This is a genomic window from Ruegeria sp. CDSB113 (genome assembly GCF_059611045.1).
The window spans coordinates 1-21038 of sequence record NZ_JBXWOU010000003.1 but is presented as its reverse complement, the minus strand read 5'-3'; the positions used below and the strand labels follow the sequence as shown (position 1 = coordinate 21038).

Sequence of the window (21038 nt, the reverse complement as noted above, 5' to 3'; positions counted from 1 at the left end):
GCATTGACGAGAATGGTGGTGATCACCAGACCGAATTTGGCATCAGGGCTGATGCGCCCGACAGGTTGAGCCAATGACAAAGTCGACCAAAAAAGCGGATACCGCGTTGCGTGGCGGGGTTTGGACCACGGTATCCAAGATTTTTACCCAGTTGACGCAGTTTGCGATCTTCTTGGTGGCCGTACGTCTGATGACTCCTGCCGAGTTTGGTGTTTTTGCGTTGGCTGCGGCAATGGTCGTTATCCTGACACAAGTTTCAATGGCAGGCTGGTCAGAGTACATCATGCAATGGCATGGGTCCGAGGACCGCATTCGCGAAACTCTTTTTGTGGCCATTCTATGCGGTTTTACGATCGCTGCGGCGGGTGTTTTGATCGGCAGCGCTGTCGGGGGCATAGTTTCTGACCCCGTTGCCAAGCCGCTTCTTCAAGTTTTGTCGGTCGGTATGTTCTTCACTTCGATGGGTGCAGCATACAATGGCGTTTTGGTCCGGCAGGACCGGTTGACGGCCGCAGCGCTGATCACGCCCATTGCGGACGTTGCGAACCTGGCCGTTGCGATTTGGGCTCTGTATCAGGGGTTTGGTGTTATGGCGCTGGCGTGGGGACGGCTTTGCGGCGCCGTAATCTGGAGCATCAGCGGTCTTATTGTCAGTAAAACCGCACCCAAGGTCATGCGGCGTGAAACGCTTGCTGAAACAGTCGCCTTTTCAAAAAAGATCATAATGACCCGTCTGGTGGTGAATGTTCGTATCTATTTCGCAACCCTGATTATAGGTGGATTTTTGGGCGCGACCTCAGCCGGATATTATCGTGCAGCGCAGCGCATTGTCGCGGCATTTGAAGAAATTGTCAGCGAACCGACCCGTATACTGTCATGGAATCTCTTCCGCCGCAGCCGTGATGCATATGGCGATACGTCTAGATTTGGTGCACTTTCGCTGCGCTTCTTTCCCATTCTGTATTATGGGGCGGTTCCCTTATTTATCGGTGTCTTCCTCATGGCGGATACGCTGACAGCCGGGATTTTGGGACCCGGTTGGGAGCCCGCAACACCGGTGCTACGTATCCTTGCTGTTGCTGCCCTGATCCGTTGCAGCGGCAATGCCAGCGCCGCGATTTTAACGCTGGCTGGTCAAGTTCAGAAATTACCTTGGATTATGGCGCTGTATTCAGGGATCACAATTGCCGCAATCCTGTCGGCGGCGTCTTTTGGCATAACCGCAATTGCGTTGTCCGAAGTGGCGGCTTCGATCATTGTCTTTTCGATCAACGCAATCATCATGAAGCGTTATGCCGGCATTCACTGGCATGTCATCCTCTGCAGGTCTTGGGCAGTGCTACCGGCGCTTGCGTTGGCTTGCATTCCCATTTTCTTGGCAGACAGGTTAAACCTGTTTTCGGAAGCCCATGATCTAATCCGGTTTGTCTTGATTGGGCTGGGCATGATGACCTTCTTCATTCCAGCCGTTCTTCTTCTGGATGGATCTTTACGCAACGCACTGAGAAACAGAGGCTTTTCGGAACATTCAGTGGGATGAGCGGAGAGGGGCCTGCCGGCCGGTTTCGTGGTTTACATCCGCAATGCGCAATATACGTCACTTTTCAGGTTCTTTTGCGTATCATATCTGACGCTTTCTCCGCAATCATCACAACCGGTGAAGCCGTATTTCCGGATACGATTTTTGGCATGATAGATGCGTCAACCACCCGTAATCCCGACAGTCCGTGCACCCTGAGATCCGCTCCGACCACAGCAGATGCATCCGAGCCCATTTTGCAGGTGCCAACAGGGTGGAAAATAGTTGTGGCGATATCACCTACACCTTTCACAAGGTCTTCCTCTGTCTCCATCGCCGGGCCGGGCAAGATTTCCTCAGGCTGATAGGATTTCAGAGCATTCGCCGTCATAATTTTCCGCGCCTGTCGCACGGATTTCGCTGCAACGCGTTTGTCGTTTTCTGTCGACAGGTAGTTCAGGCGAATGTCTGGCTGTGCTTTGATGTCTTTCGCCTGAATATGGCAGGTGCCCACGCTTTCAGGCCGCAGATTGCAGACAGAGACGGTAATCGCCGGGAACGGGTGCAGCGGGTCGCCCAACTTATCGGTGGACAGCGGTTGCACATGGTATTCCAGGTCAGGTGTGGCCAGATCGGGGTTGGATTTTGTGAACATTCCAAATTGGCTGGGGGCCATCGACATTGGCCCTGATTGCGCCAGGCCGTATTGCAATGCAATCTTTGCTTTCCCGAGCAGTGAATTCGCCATCGTGTTCAGGGTTTTTGCGTTCCGGACCTTGAACACAGTGCGGATTTGCAAATGGTCCTGCAGGTTCTGACCGACGCCCTGACTTTCGTGATGCAAGACGATGCCATGTTCAGACAGCACATCGCCCCGGCCCACGCCTGACAATTCCAGAATTTTGGGCGTGTTTATCGCGCCCGCCGCCAGCAAGACCTCGGACCCGGCATAGGCGTCATATTGATCGCCCTTGTGCAGGTAGCGCACGCCCATCACCTGCTTGCCGTCGAACAACAGCGTCTCGGTTTCAGCATGGGTCAGAACGCGCAAGTTGGGCCGTTTCATCGCCGGGCGCAAAAAGCCTTTGGCCGTGTTCCAACGCACACCGTTGCGTTGATTGACCTCGAAAAACCCGGTCCCTTCGTTGCTGCCATCGTTAAAATCTGCGCGCGGTTGGATGCCAAATTCCTTAGCGCCCTCCTGCACGGCTTTCAGAATGTCCCATTCCAAGCGCTGTTTCGAGACCTTCCATTCCCCTCCGTGCCCATGCATGTCTGCGGGCCCGGCATGGTGATCCTCGGATTTCAAGAAATAGGGCAACACGTCATCCCAACCCCATCCGGCATTGCCCAGCTGCCGCCAATGATCGTAGTCCGCTGCCTGTCCGCGCATATAGATCATGCCATTGACCGAGGTGCATCCCCCCAGCACCTTGCCACGCGGATAAACCAGCGAACGCCCGTTCAGGCCAGGCTCGGGCGCGGTTTTCATCATCCAATCCGTTCGCGGATTGCCTATGCAATAAAGATACCCCACCGGTATGTGCACCCAGTGGTAATTGTCTGAGCCTCCGGCCTCGAGCAACAGCACCCGCGTTTTGGGATTTTCTGTCAGACGGTTGGCCAGAACGCATCCGGCCGTGCCCGCGCCGACTATGATATAGTCGTAATCCCCATCAAGTTTCCGGACGTCTGTCATGGAATATTGGTCTTTCTGATTAATATGCGACGACGAGTTTGCCGATCATGCGGCCAGATTCAATGATCGCGTGGGCTTCTTTGATCGTGGCCGCTGACAAGCCATGAAGTGTTTTTTGTTCGGTTGTCCGGATGATGCCATCATCAACCAGACGGGCGACACGTGCCAAAATCTGCCCTTGGCGCGCCATATCTGCTGTGCCGAACAGGGATCGTGTGAACATCAGCTCCCACATCAGCGCGGCGGACTTGCCCTGCAGTGCCGAGATGTCCAGCTTTTCGCTTGTCTCTACGATGGTCCCAATCCGGCCTTGCGGAGCGATAAGTTCACACATTGCGTTCCAATGCTGCGCCGTGTCGGCATACTGGGTGATGTAGTCCACGTTCTCGTGCCCTGCCGTGCGAACTTGGGCAATCAGATCGTTGTGGTTGATCGTCTGATGGGCACCCATTTCCCGGCACCAGTCAACCGTTTCCGGACGTGAGGCGGTCGCGATCAGGTGCAGTCCGGTCAGCTTGCGCGCCAGTTGGAGAGTTATCGATCCGACCCCTCCGGCCCCTCCAATGACCAATAAGCTTGAAGGCGTTTCGTTTGTCGGCACTTGCAGCCGGTCAAACAACATCTCCCAAGCCGTCAATGATACCAGAGGCAAAGAAGCCGCCGCTTGGGGGCTAACAGAATTCGGAGCCAATGCGGCAATACGATGGTCGACGGCTTGAAACGCGGCGTAGGAGCCAGGACGATTGACATCACCCGCATACCAGACCCGGTCGCCTTTGGAAAAACTGGTGACCTCTGCACCAAGGTCACAAACAATACCCACAGCGTCGTATCCCAGAATGAACGGCTCGGAGTGGTCCTGTTCAGCGGCCGTTCGAATGCGGCGCTTGGCATCCGCCGGGTTTACCGAGATTGCCTCGATCTCGACCAGCAGATCGCTGGGCTGCATGATCGGGTCGGGCAGATTGACGTCCAACAGACTATCGGCGGCTTCAATAGGAAGCGATTTCAGAAATCCCACGGCTTTCATCTTTGCTACCTTTCGATCGAACTCTGTGAAGTCTCCCAAAACCCGCGCATCGCTTCGATCAGCGCAAGGTATTGCGTGTATCGCAGGTCGTAGTGCGATTGCATGGCCGAATTCGGCAGGAACTCGGATTTGCGACGGGTCATCTGGCCAATCGCCTCTTCATATGAACCATATGCGCCGGTCGCCACCGACACACCGATGGCCGCACCTAAGGCACCGGTTTCTTGTGCTTCGGCCACGTAAATAGGGACGCCAAGACAATCGGCGAACATCTGCGGCCAGACCGGGCTGCGCGACCCGCCGCCCGAAAGAACTGTCTGATCGAAGCTGACGCCCGCAGCTTTCAAAACCTCGATATGACGTCGGTGCTCGAACAAAACGCCTTCGAATAACGCGCGCAGCATGTGACCTTCGCCATGCCAACCAGCAACGCCATAGAACCCACCCCTGAAAGACGCCCCCTGCCCCGAACCATAAAGGTACGGGTGAAAGAACGGATCATCTGCAGCTGGCTGAACCTCGGCCACCTTGGCGTTGCAGTAACCGAAAGGGTCATCGTGATGTGCGCCGCGTTCGACAAATTCGCGAACGTACCATTCCAGATTGGCAGCCGATGTGGCACTGGACTCGATATTTATGAACCGTTTCGGCCCAAAGCCAGACACCATGAACAGGTCATCATTGACAGCAGGCGCGTCCGAAAACACCTGATTGATGCTCCATGTGCCTGCGATGATCGAAGCCTCACCCGCGCGCACCACACCCGAGCCCATTGCGCTGGAGACGACGTCGAAAAAGCCCCCGATCACCGGTGTGCCCGCGACCAATCCTGTTGCAGCCGCGGCTTCGGCGCTGACGGTCCCGGCAATCTCAGCCGGATCTATCAGACGAGGCAGCATCTCACTGGCATCACTCAGCCCGTATAGCGCCAATAGACCATCGTCATAGGTGCAATCGGGCATACGCGTCAGGCCACAGCCCGACATGTCCGAAATATCGCTGACGCGCTCACCAGTCAGTTTATGAGTGATGAAGTCTTTGCACAGCATCACCGTGCCGGTCTGGGTATAGATCTCGGGCCGGTGACGTTTGATCCAAGCCAATAGAACAGGCGTCTGTGACGGCCAGGGCTTTTGCAGGCACAAGCTGTGCAGAGCATCACCTGCCGCGTCGGAAAGTTCTTCGGCCAGCCCTGCGGCGCGGGTATCCAGAGACTGAATGCCCAGCAGGGCTTCGCCTGCCTTGTCCAACAGGTAAAGCCCGTTGCCGTGGCCTGCGCACCCAACACCTATGATATCGGTCGCGTCGATACCGGCAGAGTCAATGCAACCGGCAATCACCTGCCGTGCATTAACCCACAGCTCATTCAGGTCGCGTTCCACATGCCCCGGTTGTGGGGTCGAGGATTGACCGTCCAGTGCCTGCATTGCAACCGGGCGCCCCCGCAAGTCGAAGAGAACAGCCTTGATGACCGTGTTCCCGGCATCCAGCCCCAATATGTACTGGTTTTCAGCCACGGTTATAGATGTCCCACGCTTCTTCGCCGCCCGCCCCGTTGTGGATCATTGCCATCAAAGCCGCCACAACCGCCTTCGGATTGTCATGCTGATAGATGTTGCGGCCATAGACCATACCTTGCGCGCCTTGCGCCATCAGGGCTGCTGATTTCATCAACACATTCTGCAGGTCTTCCTTGCCGCCGCCGCGCACCAGAACTGGCACGCGCGCGGCCTCGATGACACGATGAAAGTCTTCTGGGTTCTCGGTCGGATCAGCCTTGATGATGTCAGCCCCCATTTCCGAGGCCAAACGCACCAGCGTCACTATCTTCTCGGCATTGCCGTCCACCTGATAGCCGCCGCGCACGTCGTTGGGCAGCATGACCAGAGGCTCAATCATCAACGGCATTCCGTATTTGTCACAAGCCGCGCGTACCCGGCTGATATTCTCGACACATTGGCGGAAAAGTTCGGGTTCGTCAGGCAACATGAACAGGTTGACGACCACGGCCGCGGCATCCATCTCAAGCGCGCCGATGATTGGCTCGTCCGCGTTTTGCAGCATCGACCACATCACCCGATGCCGCTGATCATTATAGGGGTTGCCCATGTCGATCCGCATTACAAGCGCGGGTTTTTCCTTTTCAGGTCGTGACTGCAACAAATCGGCCTGCCCATAGGCACATTGGATCGCATCCGGCTTGGCCCCGATGAGCGTGTCCATGACCCCTGCCATATCTTCGAGCCCGACCATGAAGCTGGGTTCGTTGCAAACCCCGTGGTCGATCGCGACGTCCAGGCATCCACCGTTGGTAAACATCCGGTTCATCCGGGCTTTGGTGCTTACACGCATTCTGTTCTCCGTTCCTTGTTTCGTGCGGTCAGAGTTGCGGCTGAGACGCCAAAGAACTCGGACAATTCATGGATCAGCGTTTCTTTCTGATCGGTGATTTCTTGTGGGCTAAGCTGGCGTTGTTCGACAAAGATGCGGCACAGCCGGTCCAGCAATGCTTCGGAAATCTGTCCTGTTATGGCCAGTGCGGTGCGGCGCAGGACGATGTCGGACAGTGTCTCGACAAACTCGGTGTGCATCAGCCAGATGATTTCGGCCACCGTGTAAGGGCAGTCGACAATCAGAGGTGTGTCCAAAAACGATTGACAGAACAGCGCGACATCATCGGCCTGACTGCCATAATGTTCGATCAGGTGCTGCGCCCGGTCGGGCGTGACGTGGAATTCATCCACCAGCCGGCTTTGCCAAGTGATCGGGTCATCGGGGAACTGAACACCGCCGCCAATGGCCAGCCCAATGGTGGACGTCCGGCGTGTCGCGCCGAGTTCGGCCAGAACCTCATCGCCCGTTTGCTCTCCGAAGGCGCGGAAAGTCGTCCATTTGCCACCGATCATGCAGAACTGCGGAACTTTCCCATCCAGACGCCGCGTGTAGTGGCCGCGCGAAATCCGGCCGGTAAAATCCTGATCACTGCGTGGTAACGGGCGGATACCGCTATAGCTGAACACCACCTGATCGGCCTTGATCTCAACCCCTGGGAATACCAGCCGAAGCGAACCGAGGATGTAGTCGAATTCCTCGGGTTCGCACCGCACACGCGTGGCCTTGTCGACGCGGATATCGGTGGAACCTGCCAGCACCTTGCCTTGATACGGAAATACGATGCAGACCCGCCCGTCGGTGTTTTCGAAATAGACCATATGCCCGCCAAGCGCCTGCAAAAGAGTCGGGTTGTCGATGATCAGGTGCGAGCCTTTGGTCCCTGAGACCATTTTTTCGTTCGCGCCGCTGCCAAAGGCTTGCACCGTATCGTCAAGCCACGCACCGGTTGCGTTCACGATCACTTTGGGCTCAACCGGTATGGTCTTGCCGCTGCGCCGATCCGTGATGGTGTGGGTTTCGCCGTCCCGCGTCATTTCCGCATAGTTCAGGGCGACACAGTCCGGAGCCGCAGCCTGCATGTCCCGGATCATCTCAACGCAAAGCCGCTCCGGATGGGTGATCTGCGCATCATAATACACCGCCGACCGCGTGGCTTTGGTCGTCAATTCAGGCCAGTCCGAGCGGGTCCGGTTTGCACTATTGAAGTGATGCTTTGGCAGGACACGCCGCTTACGTGTGACCCAATCATAGAGCGCCAAACCAAGTTTGATCGGCACCGCCCCACGGCTCGAGGGCTTGCCCTGCCAACCGACAAAGCTTGCCGCTGCATTCAACACGCCCGAAAATACCGACGTAATCGGAATGACCGTCGGCAAAGGCCGCACCATATGCGGAGCGTTCCGCAGCAGAGCATCGCGTTCCCGCAGGGATTCACGCACCAGATCGAATTCACCGTTTTCGAGATAGCGCAAGCCGCCGTGGATCATCCGCGATGGGGCCGCGCTGCACCCCGAGGCGAAATCGTTCCGCTCGACCAGCAACACCCGCAGCCCCTGCAAAGCAAGTTCACGATAGACCCCTATTCCGTTCACACCCCCGCCGATCACCACCACGTCAAACGCAGCGTCTTCGCGCAACCGTGTCAGGTTTTGTTGTCTTTGATCTGACATGATGGTCCTGTTCGTAAACGGGCGTTGAGGCTTAGCTGTCCAGATCGCTCAAATGAGCCTGGGCTTGCGTGTTGATCTGGGAAATCTCGGCCTCGGTCAGGCGCAACTGCCCTGCCTTCGCGTTCTCCACCGCCTGCGCTGCATCACGTGCACCACACAACGAAAAGGTGATACCGGGTTGCTGAACCGTCCATGCGATAACGGTCTGCGCCAGGGTCGCGCCGTGCGTCTCGGCAATCGGAGCGATGGCCGCCATCAGGTCCGCCACTTTTTGGCGGTTCGCCATAGAAAAGCGTGGATTGTCCTTGCGCTGATCGTCACCCGTGAATTCGCGATCCGGCCCGATCTTGCCGCTGAGCAGACCCAGCGCCAGCGAGGAATAGCTGAGCACTGACACGCCATTCTCACGACAAACCGGCAACAACGTGCCTTCGATGTCGCGCTTGACCATCGAGTATTCTTCCTGAATGGCATCCAGCTGGCCGGCAGCAACATAGGCCTTCACCTCATCGACCGAGGTGTTGCTGGCGCCTATGGAACGGATTTTTCCCTGCTGTTTCAAAGTATCCAGCGCTTCCATCGTCTCGGCGATGGGGGTCGTCGGGTCCTGCCAATGGGTGATGTAATGATCGATGTAATCGGTGCCCAGACGGGTCAGGCTTTGCTCGACCTCATGGATGATCGCATCCTTGCCCAGATAACGATGCACCGGTTTTCCGTCATAGTCGAAGAAATGGATGCCCTTCTGCGTATGCCAGACCAGCCCGCATTTAGTCGCCAGAACAACCTTTTCGCGACGCCCTTTAAGGGCTTTGCCTACGATATCCTCGGCCACGCCCTGCCCGTAAGCCGGAGCTGTGTCGATCAGGGTCACGCCCGCATCAACCGAAGCCTGAATCGCCGCGATGGATTTGGCTTCATCCGTACCGCCCCACATCCAGCCACCGATGGCCCATGTGCCCAGCCCGATGACCGAGGCTTGGATCCCCGACGCACCTATTTCGCGTGTCAGCATGTCATGCGACATCCTCATGTTCCTTCCATTTCCTGTATGACTGCGGTCGCTGTGTCTTCGTCCAGGATCAGCGAGTTGAGAAACTTCCCGTTCAGCACCGCCTTGATTGGCAAAACCTTTTCCGCCCCGGTGCTGACACCTATTACCCGCGCACATTGCGCCAGATCGCTTGGAGCCACCGAAACCAATCGGGAATTCAGCGCATAGTTCGACACCGAGCCGTCGGTTTGGATAAGATGGGCCAGAAACTCTCCGATCACGCCCATTCCCACCAGCATCTTGCGGTCGGCCTCGGGCACCGGATGCAGATCGTAATAGCTGGAACCTTCAGGTTCGATCGAACCGATCCCCACCAACGCGACATTGGCGCGGCGGGCGATATCCAAAACCTCACGGATGGAGGACACCTGTTCCAGCATATCGCGCTGGTCGCGGCTTTCAGCAAACAGCGGCGCATGCAGCAACATGGTTTTGCCGCCCAAACGCTCGGCCATCTGCGTCGCAAGATGGTTCACGTCGGTATAATACTTGCCCTGAATGCCGCCGGTCAGAGGCACTACTGTCACATCAAATGCGCGTTCAACTTCCAGCGCCGCAACCGTTGCGCTGATGGCTTTTCCTCCGGTGATCGCGATAACGTCACCATCTCGCAGGGTTTCGACCAGATGATTTGCTGCGGCACGCCCGACCTGTTGCAAGGTCGTCTCGGCACTTCCCGCGACCGATGGGGTTACGATGGCCTCAGTCAGGCTCGTCGACCGGGTCAGATCACGCTCTATGTCCATCAGTGTTTCAAACGGGCTTTCCACGTCGATCTTGACCATGCCCATCTTGCGGCCCTGCGTGATCAGGCGATTGACCTTCGAGTTCGATAGATTCAGCGCCCGCGCGATATCGGCCTGTTTCTGTCCTTCCAGATAATGCAGCACCAGGACGGTGTGGATCTGGCGGATAAGTTCAAAGTCTTTCTTCTTGTCCAACATCACCCGCGCCTCTTGTTCAGGTAATGGTCGATGGTGACCGCTGCCAGAAGGATCGAGCCGCGAATAATGTCTTGCCAGTAGACCGACACATCCAGCAGCGCCAACGAGCTGGAAACAAGTGACAGAAGGATCACGCCGAGGATCGCACCCAGGATCGACCCCGAGCCGCCATTTAAACTGGCCCCGCCAATAACAGCAGCGGCGATGATAGTTAGTTCAAGCCCCAGCCCGAATGTGGGCTGTGCCGATCCGAACCGCGCCATGTAAATGATGCCTGCCACACCGCAGAGCGTCGAACACAAGGTCGTGGTCAGAAAGATCACCTTTTTGGTGCGAATGCCCGAATAGGCGGCGGCCTTTTCGTTGCTGCCGGTATAGAACACCTTGCGGAACATGGTCGTGCGCCGCAGCATGAAATCAAAGGCGATGACGAAGACCAAAAAGATCACAATCACAATCGGTATCGGCCCGATGGACCCCTGCCCGATGAACTTGAATTCCGGAGGAAGGGTATACAGGCCCAGCGGTCGCCCTCCGGTGAACAACAAACAGGCACCTCGTGCAATCACCATGATGGCGAGTGAGACGATGAAGTGGTGCAGGCCGACACGGGTGACAAAGAACCCCATAAATGCACCAATGGCCGTACACAGGGCTATGGCCATGGCCGAGGCCACCCACGGATCTATCCCGCTGAGAAAGAGCCATCCCGCGATCACCATCGCAAGCGCGGTGACCGATCCAACCGACAGATCGATCCCGCCGGAAATCAGCAGGATCGTCATCCCAATTACCAGCAGACCATCGACCGCAAAGGCCATGGACATCGCCCGCATATTGGCCCAGGTCAGAAAGTAGGGCGACGCGAATGACATAATCACAAACAAACCCAGGATAATGACGATCAGCCCCGTCTCACGCATACGCAACATGCGCTTTAGCAGCGGTGCGCTGTCGGATGATCCCGCTGGGGTCAGATTTACAGTGTTGTCCATTTTCGTGTCTCCGCTCATGCGACCGAGTCCTGTGCGTCCATGACCGAGGCCAGGTGCATGATGTTTTCTTCTGTCATCTCATCGCCGGTGACCTGCCCGCTGATGCGCCCTTCGCGCACCACCAGCACGCGGTCACAGACACCAATCAGTTCGGGCAGCTCTGAGGAAATCACGACGATCCCCACGCCTTCGGTCGCTAGTTCGCGCAGAATGCGGTGAATCTCGGATTTCGCGCCCACATCGACCCCGCGGGTCGGTTCGTCGAGAAAAATCAGGCGCGGGTCCACTGACAGCATTTTGGCCAGCGCCACCTTTTGCTGATTGCCCCCCGACAGGGACGACACCGGATCGCTCAGCGATCCGCATTTCAGGTTCAGCTTGTGTCCCAACGCCTTGGCTTGTGCCTCTTCCGTACCGGATTGAATCAGGCCAATCCCATTAGCCACCTGCTCCAGATTCAGAGCGGAAATATTGGCGGCAATCGGAAGATCGAGGAACACGCCGTCCCCCTTGCGGTCCTCGGACAGATACACCATCCCATGCGAGATACTGTCCTGATAATTCCGCAGGTTAAGCTTTTCACCGTTCAGCCAGACCTCACCCGTGACATCCCCCTCAAGCTGGCAAATACCCTTGACGATCTCACTGCGGCCTGCGCCGATCAGACCGGCGACGCCCAGAATTTCACCCTTGCTCAGTGTGAATGAGACATCGCGAAATCGCGTTGCTTCGGTCAGGTTGCGCACATCAAGGATCACTTCGTCTGAAGGCGCGTCTTGCTTTTGGGGATAGAGATTGTCGATCACCCGTCCGACCATGGCGTTGACCACATCCCTGGGTTGAATTTCGGCAACGCTTTGCGTGACGATATGCTGCCCGTCCCGGAACACCGAAACCCGGTCGCAATTGTCGAATATCTCGACCATCCGGTGCGAAATATAGATGATCGAGATCCCCTGATCCGCCAGTTTGCGCATGATCCCGAACAAGGTTTGGGCTTCGGCTTCCGTGAGTGCGGCTGTCGGCTCATCAAGGATCAAAATGCGGCATTCCAGTGTCAGGGCTTTGGCGATCTCGACCAGCTGCTGGTTCGAGATCGAAAGGTGTTTCACCAGGATCGAGGGATCAATGTCGCTAAGTTGCCGAAACACATCGACTGCATCGCGTTCCAGTATTCGATAGTCCATCAGCCAGGACCGGCTGACATTGGTCTTGGCCATAAAGATGTTTTCGGCCACCGACACATCCGGACACAGGGCAATTTCCTGATGGACAAAACCAATACCCAGCTGTTGCGCCATTGTGGGTGACGAGATTTTGACCGGGTCGCCGTCCAGCACGATTTCGCCGCTGTCAGGTTGCAATATCCCATCGATCACGTTCATCAGGGTCGACTTGCCTGCGCCGTTTTCCCCTGCAATGGCGTGGATTTCCCCCTTGCGAAGTTCAAAATCAATCCCGCGCAATGCTTTGACCGGGCCAAAGGATTTGCTGAGGTTCGATATCCGAAGAATCACGTCATCTTGCATGGCACCACCGTCTCGGGGACTTGTATCGGTTCGGGTAGAGAACCGCCCGCGAACTCAATAGGAATTTCGCGGGCGGTTTGTCGGAGGGGGTGCTCCGATCAGGCCGGATCGCGTCCGTCCATGTAGACATTCAGATCAAAGCTGTCGGCATTGTCCTTGGTGATGACCGCAAAGCCATTGTCCATGAACGGGATCTGAACCGGGTTGAAGCCACTGGTCTTCCAGTCATTGAAAGGATCAAAAACGTCTGCCCGGTTCGCCAGGTGCACCGCCATGAAACCCATGAAGCCTTGCACACCCTGATTGGGGTTCAGAGACATGTGGATATTGCCGGCACGGATATGCTCCAGCGTGGTCGGCGTCACATCCGCATGCATGATCAGAATATTAGATTCCGCTTCAAGTTTGGCAGCAACCGCACCTTCCGCCGAACCGGCTTCGGGGATCCAGATCGCGGCAACATTCGGGTTGGCCTGAATGATCGATGCAGTCGCGCGATAGGCTGCGTTGCTGTCCTGGTTTGTGGCCTGACGCCCAACCAGTTTCATGTTCGGATAGTTATCCTCCATATACGCGATCAAGGAAGTCACGCGCAGGTCATGGTTCGACTGACCCGGGTTTTCCAGAACCGCATACTCGGCGCTGTCACCCACCTGTTTGACAATCTCTTCCGCGGCAAACTTGGCCTCGGCATGGTTGTCTGACGTAATGTATCCGGTACGTTTAGAATTTGGGCTGTCTGCAGCAAAGGTCACGATTTCCGTGCCGTTATCGATGGCTCGGTTGATCGGCTCGATGAAAGGGTCGGATTGCATCGGGTGCAACAGAACTCCAGCAGGCGATTTCACCAGATCCTGCTCGAACGAGGCGATCTGCTTGGTGATGTCATAGTCTGGCGTGCCCGAGAACACGGTCTCGCATCCAAAGGCTTCGGCTGCCTGCTTGAAGCCCTGATAGACCGGCACCCAATAGGGATGGCCCGAGACCATGACGTTCATAACATAAGACTCACCCGGCTCGCACATTATGCCCTCGGCCTGCGCTGAGGTGGCTGTAATGCCAGCCACCGCCAAAGAAGCGGACGCGATAATGTTGTTTGCTTTCGAAAAGTTCATGAATTTCCTCCCATCGGAATGCACTTGCTATCGCGATGCGTTGCTCCTCCAGCACCACTATGCAAGAAATTTCGCCATTTGGTTTTTTTTGCACATTTGATTTCTAGAGGTGTGACGAAAGGGTCGTCAACATGCTCATGGAAAATTACCAGTTCGCGAAATAAATTTCACTTCGTGGTGCATTTTGGGATTGGCGCACTTGACCTAGGTACACCCAAACTCAATTTCTTGCCCATCTCTTGTGAGCAGCTGCAATTGCACTTTTGTGGAAAAAATAGATCGTTGGGCTTTGTCGCAATCTTTGGTCCGCATGTTGCACGTTTGGGTTGTTTGAGCCAACTGATGATTAGACCGCGACATTGTTCAAGAGTGCCAATGATCAACTTCATAGGAGCGCACCAACCACGATGGGTATTCCTGTTCGCGGTCTTTTTCCACGTTCGCGGCGACGTCTCGTACTGCGACCTGGAGGAGCACATGGCGGAACGTGGTGTGACGGTTGATCACGCGACGTTGAAACAATGGGTCTTAAAGTACTCGCCTCAGGTCGCTTAGATGGCGCAGAAAAGCAAGATCAAGACAGCTGGATCGTGGCGCATGGACGAGACCTATCTGAACGTTCACGGTGAATGGGTCTAATTGTTCCGCGTTGTGGACCGTGACGGTCAAACCCTTGATTTCATGCTGTCAGCGAAACGAGACACCGCCGAGGCCAAGAAATCTTTCGCCAATGCGCTGTATCACAACGGTATCGCAACGCGGATTTCTGTCAAAATTGACCTCGCCAGATCGAAATACCTCAACAACATCGTCGAGCAGGATCATCTTTTCATCAAGCGGGTCACGAGGCCGATGCTCGGTTTCAAAAGCTTCATCTCAGCGGCGGCGACACTCACTGGCATTGAAGTAGCTAACATGATCCGCAAAGGTCAGTTCGGATCTTTGACAATTGGATTCCTTCAATTTGCTGAGCTCTCGAAATAACTGCGTCCAATCAGAGCGCCGGATTTGACCAACGCTAAAGATTGCGACAGAGCCAGTCGGTGTATTCTGGCCCTCGAAAACCTTCTAGTGAATTGGGCTGAAAGCGGCCGTCGCCATCGGCCTCAGATAGTAAAACCAAGTTTTTCGCTATTGCGATAAAATCGAGTTTAGCAGAAAAATTCGAACAGCGCCTTCTATACTACCCATTGGAACATTCATTGTCACGCTGCGTAAGGCAGCGCCTTCTATGGTCTCAATAATAAGAGGCGCAACCAAAATCGGCTCCGAATAAGGCTTGAATTCCCCTGATGCACTACCGCGCTCAATGAGGGATGCAAGTGCTTTGACAAGCTCGTTCCGGTTCTCAAGAAAAAGCTCCCCAAGGTCTGGTTGACGGATTGCCTCGCTTCCGATTTCCAAGCCTAGGATGACATTTTCCGGCATCGCCATGTATTTGATGTAAGCATTGATGAATTTTGCGAGTACGTTGGAGGCAGGCGCGTCTTCGTTTAAAATGCCCAGGAACGGTTCCATCTCTTTGCGTTCAAGGTTGGCGATTTCCACCAGGACATCATGCTTTCCAGGAAAGTGATTATAGAGATTTCCAAGGCTCACCCCTGCGCGGGCGGCTATGTCGCGTACGCCGGTTTGGTGATAACCTTGCTCCTGAAAGCACATAATGGCCGCTTCCAGAATCTGATCGCGGCGTTTTGCGGTTGCCTTGCTGCGCGCTGTCGCTGCTATGTCTCTGACCATCTTTCATTTCACGTATTGAACGAACGAACGTTCATCGTATATTGCAGAAACTCGCGTAGCGCAAGCTTGCGTCTGATTCTGATCGAAGTCGAAAGGTCGCTCCATGTCTGCAGAGCTCGAAACACACGAGAATGCCCCACGGCGGCGCTGGCTTTGGATATTGCTTTCGATCGCGGTTTTAGTTGCAGTTGTAATGTTGCTGCTGGATATCGATGACACTGCTGACGTGCAGAAAACGGATGCACCGCCCCCGCCGCCTTCGGTGTCTGTCGTAGAGGTATTTCCCAAGGCTGCTCAGGCCGTAGTTTCAGCTTTTTCCGAAGTTCGGCCGCGCTGGGATGCAGAATTGCGATCAGCGGTGACCGGGCGCATTGTCGAGGTGCATGACGGCGCCTTGGCCGGCGCGCTGGTTGCCAGCGGGGACCCGCTATTTTCCATTGAAAAAGCACAATACGAAAGTGCGGTTGCTCTGGCTGAAATGCAGCTGGAAGAAGCCCGTTTTGCGCTGCTGCGCGCGCAAAACGATGTCACTATCGCCCGCAGGCAGTTCGAGCGAGACGGAACTGAACCCCCGACCGAGCTAGCACTCAGGCTGCCGCAGCTGAGTATTGCGGAAAAGACCGTCGCCTCAGGCAGATCGCGGCTGAACGCGGCACGGCGCGATCTTGCAGATACTGAGGTTGCAGCGCCGTTCTCGGGTTTTGTCACGCAGCGGATGGCCAGTCTTGGGCAGACCGTAAGCCCTGGCACGCCCCTTCTTCGTTTGTCCGATGACCGACAATTCGATCTAGTAGCTGAATTCAGTCAGGCGGATTGGGGCCTGCTGGACCAGCCCATCTCGGGCACGCTGGCATCGCTGACCGATCGGCGGGGCAATCCGGTGGGTCAGGCGCTCATTCGCCGGGGTGGGGGTTTTCTGGATCTGGAAACCCGGCAGATGCGCGTATTCCTTGAAATCCCGGAATCGAATGCCCGGATACTTGCTGGTGATTTTCTTCGCGTCTCAATTCCGGGTCGCACTATCGACGACACTCTGACCTTGCCTGAAGGCGCATTGTCGCGGGAAGGTTTCGTTTGGTTGGTGGATGATGATAATTTGCTGTATCGGATCAGCCCGGATATTCTGTTCCGCTCGGAAGGCACCGTGACGATTGCGATGCCTGAGGGGGAACGGCGGTGGCGCGTCGCAAAAACGCCGCTAGCCTCGTTTCTGCCGGGTCAGATGGTGACTCCGCGCATGGTCGGGGAGTAAGCTATGCATGCCCTGACATCCTGGTTTATCCGCAATCCGGTCGCTGCCAATCTGCTGATGGCGCTTATCCTGTTTCTGGGTGTGCAGACACTGCTGAGTATCCGCATCGAAGGCTTTCCCCGCATCCCGCCCGAAAGTGTAACTATTTCGATTCAGTATCCGGATTCCACCTCTGCGCAAGTGGATGAGCTTGTCACGCAAAAGGTCGAACAGGCTCTTGAGGGGCTGGAAGGTGTGCGTAGCATCACCTCGGAATCGATAAATGGACAAAGCACTGTCACGGTCCGACGAGCCGGAGGCGAGAAGCTGCAGGCAGTTCTGGACCGCGTGCGTATTCGCATTGACGGGCTGACGGACCTGCCGGATGATGCTCGCCGCCCAGTGATTGAGGCATCAGGCTACGACTTCCCCGCGCTGTATGTGAACCTGCATGGTGACGCCGATCCGGCGACATTGCAGAAGCTGGCGCAACGGCTCAAGGAAGACCTGCTGGCACAGCCCGAGTTGTCCCGCCTAAACATCATGGGCCTGATCCCGCGTGAGTTGCGGATCGAAATAGATCCCGAACGCCTGCGCCAATACAACCTGACAGTTGCGGAAATAACTCGAGCCATTCAGGAAAACTCGCTGACGTTCCAGGCCGGGCAGCTACGCACTGAAGGAGGCACCATCTTTCTGCGGGCCGATGACAGGGCAAAATACGCACCTGATTATGCAGCGTTGCCGGTCATTGAGCGGAGTTCCGGTTCTTACGTACCACTCAGCGACCTTGCCACCATTGAAGACGGTTTTCAGGAGGGAGATTTCCTGTTCCGTTTGGATGGAAACCCGACGGTTGGCATGGAAGTCCTGATCGGACAAAAGGAAAACCTGTTGGAAATCAGCCGCGTTGTGCGCGCCACAGTCGCGGAATTCAGCCGTCAGTTGCCGTCGCAGATTCAAACAGAGGTCTGGGGTGACAGCGCGGGCTACATCTCGGACCGGCTTGAACTGTTGCGATCGAACGGGGTGCAGGGGTTGATTCTGGTGACATTGATGCTGTCGGTGTTCCTAAACGTGCGGCTCGCATTTTGGGTGGCGATGGGTATCCCAGTGTCGGTTATGGGGGCCATTGCGGTCTCAGGTTCGAAATGGATCGACTATTCTCTCAATGACGTGACCACCTTCGGCCTGATCATCGCTCTGGGCATTCTGGTAGACGACGCCGTTGTGGTCGGCGAAAGCGTGTTCGAGGAACGCCGCAAGGAAAAGGACCCGATCAAGGGAACCGAGCGCGGTGTGCAGCGAGTGGCGGTTGCAACGGTTTTTGGCGTTTTGACGACAATCGCAGCCTTTGCCCCAATGCTTCTGATCGACAACCCGTTGGGCAAGGTACTGGCTGGCTTTTCCGGCATCGTGATCTTGACCCTGATCTTCTCGCTGATCGAAAGCAAGTTCATCCTGCCCGCCCACCTTGCGCATGTGCCACTGGAGCAGTCGCGGCGGTACTTTCTGACCAGTCTCTGGGGCCGTGTACAAGATGGGGCGCAGGGCGGGCTAGTCTGGTTCCGCGACCGCATTTATTACCCGGTTTTAGTCCGGGCGGTGCAACAACGCTATGCGGTTCTGATCCTGTTTGTCGCGGCTGCGGCACTGGGGATCGGGCTGATGGTTAAGGGCCAGATCAAGACTGTCTTTTTCCCCGAAGTGCCCGGTCAGGTAATCACTGTAGATCTGGAAATGGATGCGCGCGCGCCCTATGCGCTAATCCAAGACAATGTCGACAGGATGGAGGCGGTCCTTACCGAGCTGAACTCCGAACTGGCTGAAGAGGCGGGCATGGATGAACCGCCGATTCAAACCGTGTTTACGATTATCAACAGCGCTGGCAGCGCCCAAATCTATGCTGAGATGCTGCCAGTCGCCGAGCGGCCGAATGTGGCTATCCTCGACGTCGTGCGCGAATGGCGGGACCGGGTTGGCGAGGTCGAGGGTGCCATCGAACTGGCATTCACCGGGTCCGAAGAACTGGCTGGCGGGTTCCGCATCCGCCTGATGTCAAAGGACGAGGATTTGTTGCGCGAGGCCAGCGCAGACATGCGCGCGTTCCTGTCTGACATACAGGGCGTCACCAACATTCGCGACGCCCTTGTCGGCGGACAACCCGAACTCAGGCTGCGATTGCGCCAGGACGCGCGCAATCTTGGGTTCAACGCGGAATCCTTGGCCAGGCAGATCGGTTTCGGCTTTGGCGGCGCCGAAGTCACCAAAGTGCGTCGCGACGGGTCCGAGGTGCGAGTCGTCGTACAGAATGGACGTGCCAACCGGGATACAATCAAGGATCTGATGCAGACCCGATTGCGTAGCGCGTCAGGGGCATGGGTGCCGCTGGAAACCGTGGCTGATATCAGTGGTAGCTACGTTTCGGGCACAATCCAACGTCGCGATGGGCATCGCATGAACTTCGTAGCTGCCTCGATCGATCGCGACACCGTGGCACCCGAAGAAGTAGGGCAGGCCATTTTCGAACAGCTCGTGCCCGAATTGGCCGCCAAATACCCAAGCGTCAAGATCCTACCAGCTGGTGAGCTGGAAGAAATGGGTGAAATTAGCAGTGGACTGAAACGTGCTCTGCTGCTGGCCACGGTGCTGATTTACGTTTTGATGGCGGTGCCATTAAAAAGCTACTGGCAGCCCTTCGTAATTCTGGCCATTGTGCCCTTCGGTTTCATTTCTGCCGCCGTCGGTCACTTGATCATGGGGGTTTCATTGTCGCTGTTTTCGTTCTTCGGGATGTTGGCATTGACCGGTGTCGTGGTAAACGACAGCCTTGTGATGATCACTCGGTACAATCAGTCCCGGGACGTCGGCGAAGATGTCGACCGCGCGCTGCACGGTGCGGGGGTCGGCCGGTTCAAGGCCATCTTCCTGACCACCGCAACAACAGTAGTCGGCTTGCTACCGCTTCTGATGGAAACTTCGGAACAGGCGCAGTACCTGATTCCAGCTGCCGTTTCTCTGGCTTTCGGAGAACTGTTCGGTACAGCCCTAATGCTGATCCTTGTTCCCGTTCTGATCGCAATTTCAGAAGATGTTATCGGTCTTTTTCGCGCGGCACCATCCAGCTCACTAACAGAAAGACCGGAATCGTGACCGTAAGGGGAACCTGTTCTGGCTGTTTCGCAAACTGTGTCGGGCATGTTGCACCTTTGTGTTGTTTGAACCAACTGATTGATTGACCACGACATTGTTAAGGAATGCCAAAGATCGACTTCAAACGAGCACACCACCTACGATCCATAATCCTGTTCGCGGTCTATTTCTACGTTCGCTGCGGCGTCTCGTACCGCGACCTAGAAGAGACCATGGCAGAACGTGGTGTGATGGTTGATCACGCGACGTAGCTGCGAGGGTCTTGACGACGAACATGCGACGATTAAGGCGACGTTGCTGCGCAAAATCGTGTCTAAGATGATGGCCTCTACGGATCCGCGCACGCGCCTCAAAAGTCTCGCTTGAAGGACCGTATTCCCTTTTGTAATGCGGCACCGGCCTCGCTGTGTTGCAGTAAGTTTAAGTGCTGCGCGTACGCCGTAAAAATTCACCGCTCCCGAGTGGAACCCTGATCCTTTATTCACTGCCGCTGGTGTAAATGTCACATATCTGCATTTGATCTCAAACCGAACGCCTGGTGATCGATGAAGGAATGGACAGCGTGTCTCGCTGGATCAAGATCTTGGCACATGGCGATGTGCGATCCGTGTGCGTTCCATTGTTAAGGTTCGCGAAACACAAGAACGCAGCCCCAAGTGCGCTTGCAGCGAATTGGCGCTTTGCCCCGCAATCTGTAAATTGGCGATCCAATGCTCGGTGCAACGAGTACCAACGGCCGACTTATCTGCTGTGGAGCAGTGTGAGAAGCTACGCCGCCACAATATTTTCGGTGCTGCGAGCGCGCAGCGAGAAATTGTAATGGCAACCATGGGCTCATTACCGAACTCGGATGTAGTCATACACCCCCTTGAGGCAATCACGGCGAAACGGCCCAATCTGGATGAGGTGGATGGCTCCTGCACCACCGGCATCGAACGTGCCAAAGTGCAGTTGTTATCTACTGC

At 56.0% G+C, this 21038-nt stretch carries 14 protein-coding genes and 2 pseudogenes; 5 read left to right on the top strand and 11 right to left on the bottom strand.

Annotated elements, in window-relative coordinates:
- Positions 1-73 precede the first annotated feature (73 nt).
- Complete coding sequence (locus AC2FIS_RS07020; RefSeq protein ID WP_496772552.1) at positions 74-1540, top strand: oligosaccharide flippase family protein; 1467 nt, start codon at positions 74-76, stop codon at positions 1538-1540.
- Between the two features lie 64 nt (positions 1541-1604).
- Here AC2FIS_RS07020 and AC2FIS_RS07015 read toward each other — a convergent pair whose 3' ends face one another.
- The 10 genes from AC2FIS_RS07015 to AC2FIS_RS06970 form a co-directional block, all read right to left on the bottom strand.
- The gene (locus AC2FIS_RS07015; protein ID WP_496772550.1) at positions 1605-3218 is read right to left on the bottom strand and encodes a GMC family oxidoreductase; all 1614 of its coding nucleotides are present in this window, start codon (positions 3216-3218) and stop codon (positions 1605-1607) included.
- Positions 3219-3237: 19 nt separating this feature from the next.
- Positions 3238-4248, bottom strand: a complete 1011-nt coding sequence (locus AC2FIS_RS07010) for a zinc-binding alcohol dehydrogenase family protein (RefSeq protein WP_496772549.1) — start codon at positions 4246-4248, stop codon at positions 3238-3240.
- A gap of 5 nt (positions 4249-4253) precedes the next feature.
- Entirely contained in the window at positions 4254-5765 is a 1512-nt protein-coding gene (locus tag AC2FIS_RS07005) for an FGGY-family carbohydrate kinase (RefSeq protein WP_496772548.1), read from the bottom strand.
- Entirely contained in the window at positions 5758-6600 is an 843-nt protein-coding gene (locus AC2FIS_RS07000) for a class I fructose-bisphosphate aldolase (RefSeq protein WP_496772547.1), read from the bottom strand. Before AC2FIS_RS07000 ends, AC2FIS_RS07005 begins: the two co-directional genes overlap by 8 nt.
- The gene (locus AC2FIS_RS06995; protein ID WP_496772546.1) at positions 6591-8312 is read right to left on the bottom strand and encodes a glycerol-3-phosphate dehydrogenase/oxidase; all 1722 of its coding nucleotides are present in this window, start codon (positions 8310-8312) and stop codon (positions 6591-6593) included. The genes AC2FIS_RS07000 and AC2FIS_RS06995 overlap by 10 nt, the downstream gene beginning before the upstream one ends.
- Positions 8313-8343: 31 nt before the next feature.
- Entirely contained in the window at positions 8344-9339 is a 996-nt protein-coding gene (locus tag AC2FIS_RS06990) for an aldo/keto reductase (protein WP_496772545.1), read from the bottom strand.
- A 2-nt stretch (positions 9340-9341) separates the two neighbouring features.
- A complete protein-coding gene (locus tag AC2FIS_RS06985) occupies positions 9342-10310 on the bottom strand; it encodes a sugar-binding transcriptional regulator (protein WP_496772544.1) in 969 nt (322 codons plus the stop codon).
- The gene (locus AC2FIS_RS06980) at positions 10310-11305 is read right to left on the bottom strand and encodes an ABC transporter permease (RefSeq protein WP_113791949.1); all 996 of its coding nucleotides are present in this window, start codon (positions 11303-11305) and stop codon (positions 10310-10312) included. Before AC2FIS_RS06980 ends, AC2FIS_RS06985 begins: the two co-directional genes overlap by 1 nt.
- 14 nt (positions 11306-11319) lie before the next feature.
- On the bottom strand, positions 11320-12834 hold the full coding sequence (locus tag AC2FIS_RS06975; protein WP_496772543.1) for a sugar ABC transporter ATP-binding protein: 1515 nt from the start codon (positions 12832-12834) through the stop codon (positions 11320-11322).
- A 98-nt stretch (positions 12835-12932) separates the two neighbouring features.
- Entirely contained in the window at positions 12933-13949 is a 1017-nt protein-coding gene (locus tag AC2FIS_RS06970; RefSeq protein WP_496772542.1) for a substrate-binding domain-containing protein, read from the bottom strand.
- 375 nt (positions 13950-14324) lie between these two features.
- Here AC2FIS_RS06970 and AC2FIS_RS06965 point away from each other — a divergent pair.
- Positions 14325-14933: pseudogene (locus AC2FIS_RS06965) on the top strand (IS6 family transposase).
- Between the two features lie 147 nt (positions 14934-15080).
- On the opposite strand, the gene AC2FIS_RS06960 reads toward AC2FIS_RS06965, so the two are convergent.
- Positions 15081-15689, bottom strand: a complete 609-nt coding sequence (locus tag AC2FIS_RS06960) for a TetR/AcrR family transcriptional regulator (protein WP_496772541.1) — start codon at positions 15687-15689, stop codon at positions 15081-15083.
- Positions 15690-15792: 103 nt separating this feature from the next.
- Here AC2FIS_RS06960 and AC2FIS_RS06955 point away from each other — a divergent pair, with 103 nt between their 5' ends.
- The 3 genes and pseudogenes from AC2FIS_RS06955 to AC2FIS_RS06945 all read left to right on the top strand — a co-directional run.
- Entirely contained in the window at positions 15793-16941 is a 1149-nt protein-coding gene (locus AC2FIS_RS06955; protein ID WP_496772540.1) for an efflux RND transporter periplasmic adaptor subunit, read from the top strand.
- 3 nt (positions 16942-16944) lie between these two features.
- Positions 16945-20073 (top strand): efflux RND transporter permease subunit, encoded by a 3129-nt coding sequence (locus AC2FIS_RS06950; RefSeq protein WP_496772539.1) that lies wholly within the window; start codon positions 16945-16947, stop codon positions 20071-20073.
- A 104-nt stretch (positions 20074-20177) separates the two neighbouring features.
- Positions 20178-20321, top strand: a pseudogene (locus tag AC2FIS_RS06945) (IS6 family transposase); the annotation flags it as partial.
- Positions 20322-21038 lie beyond the last annotated feature (717 nt).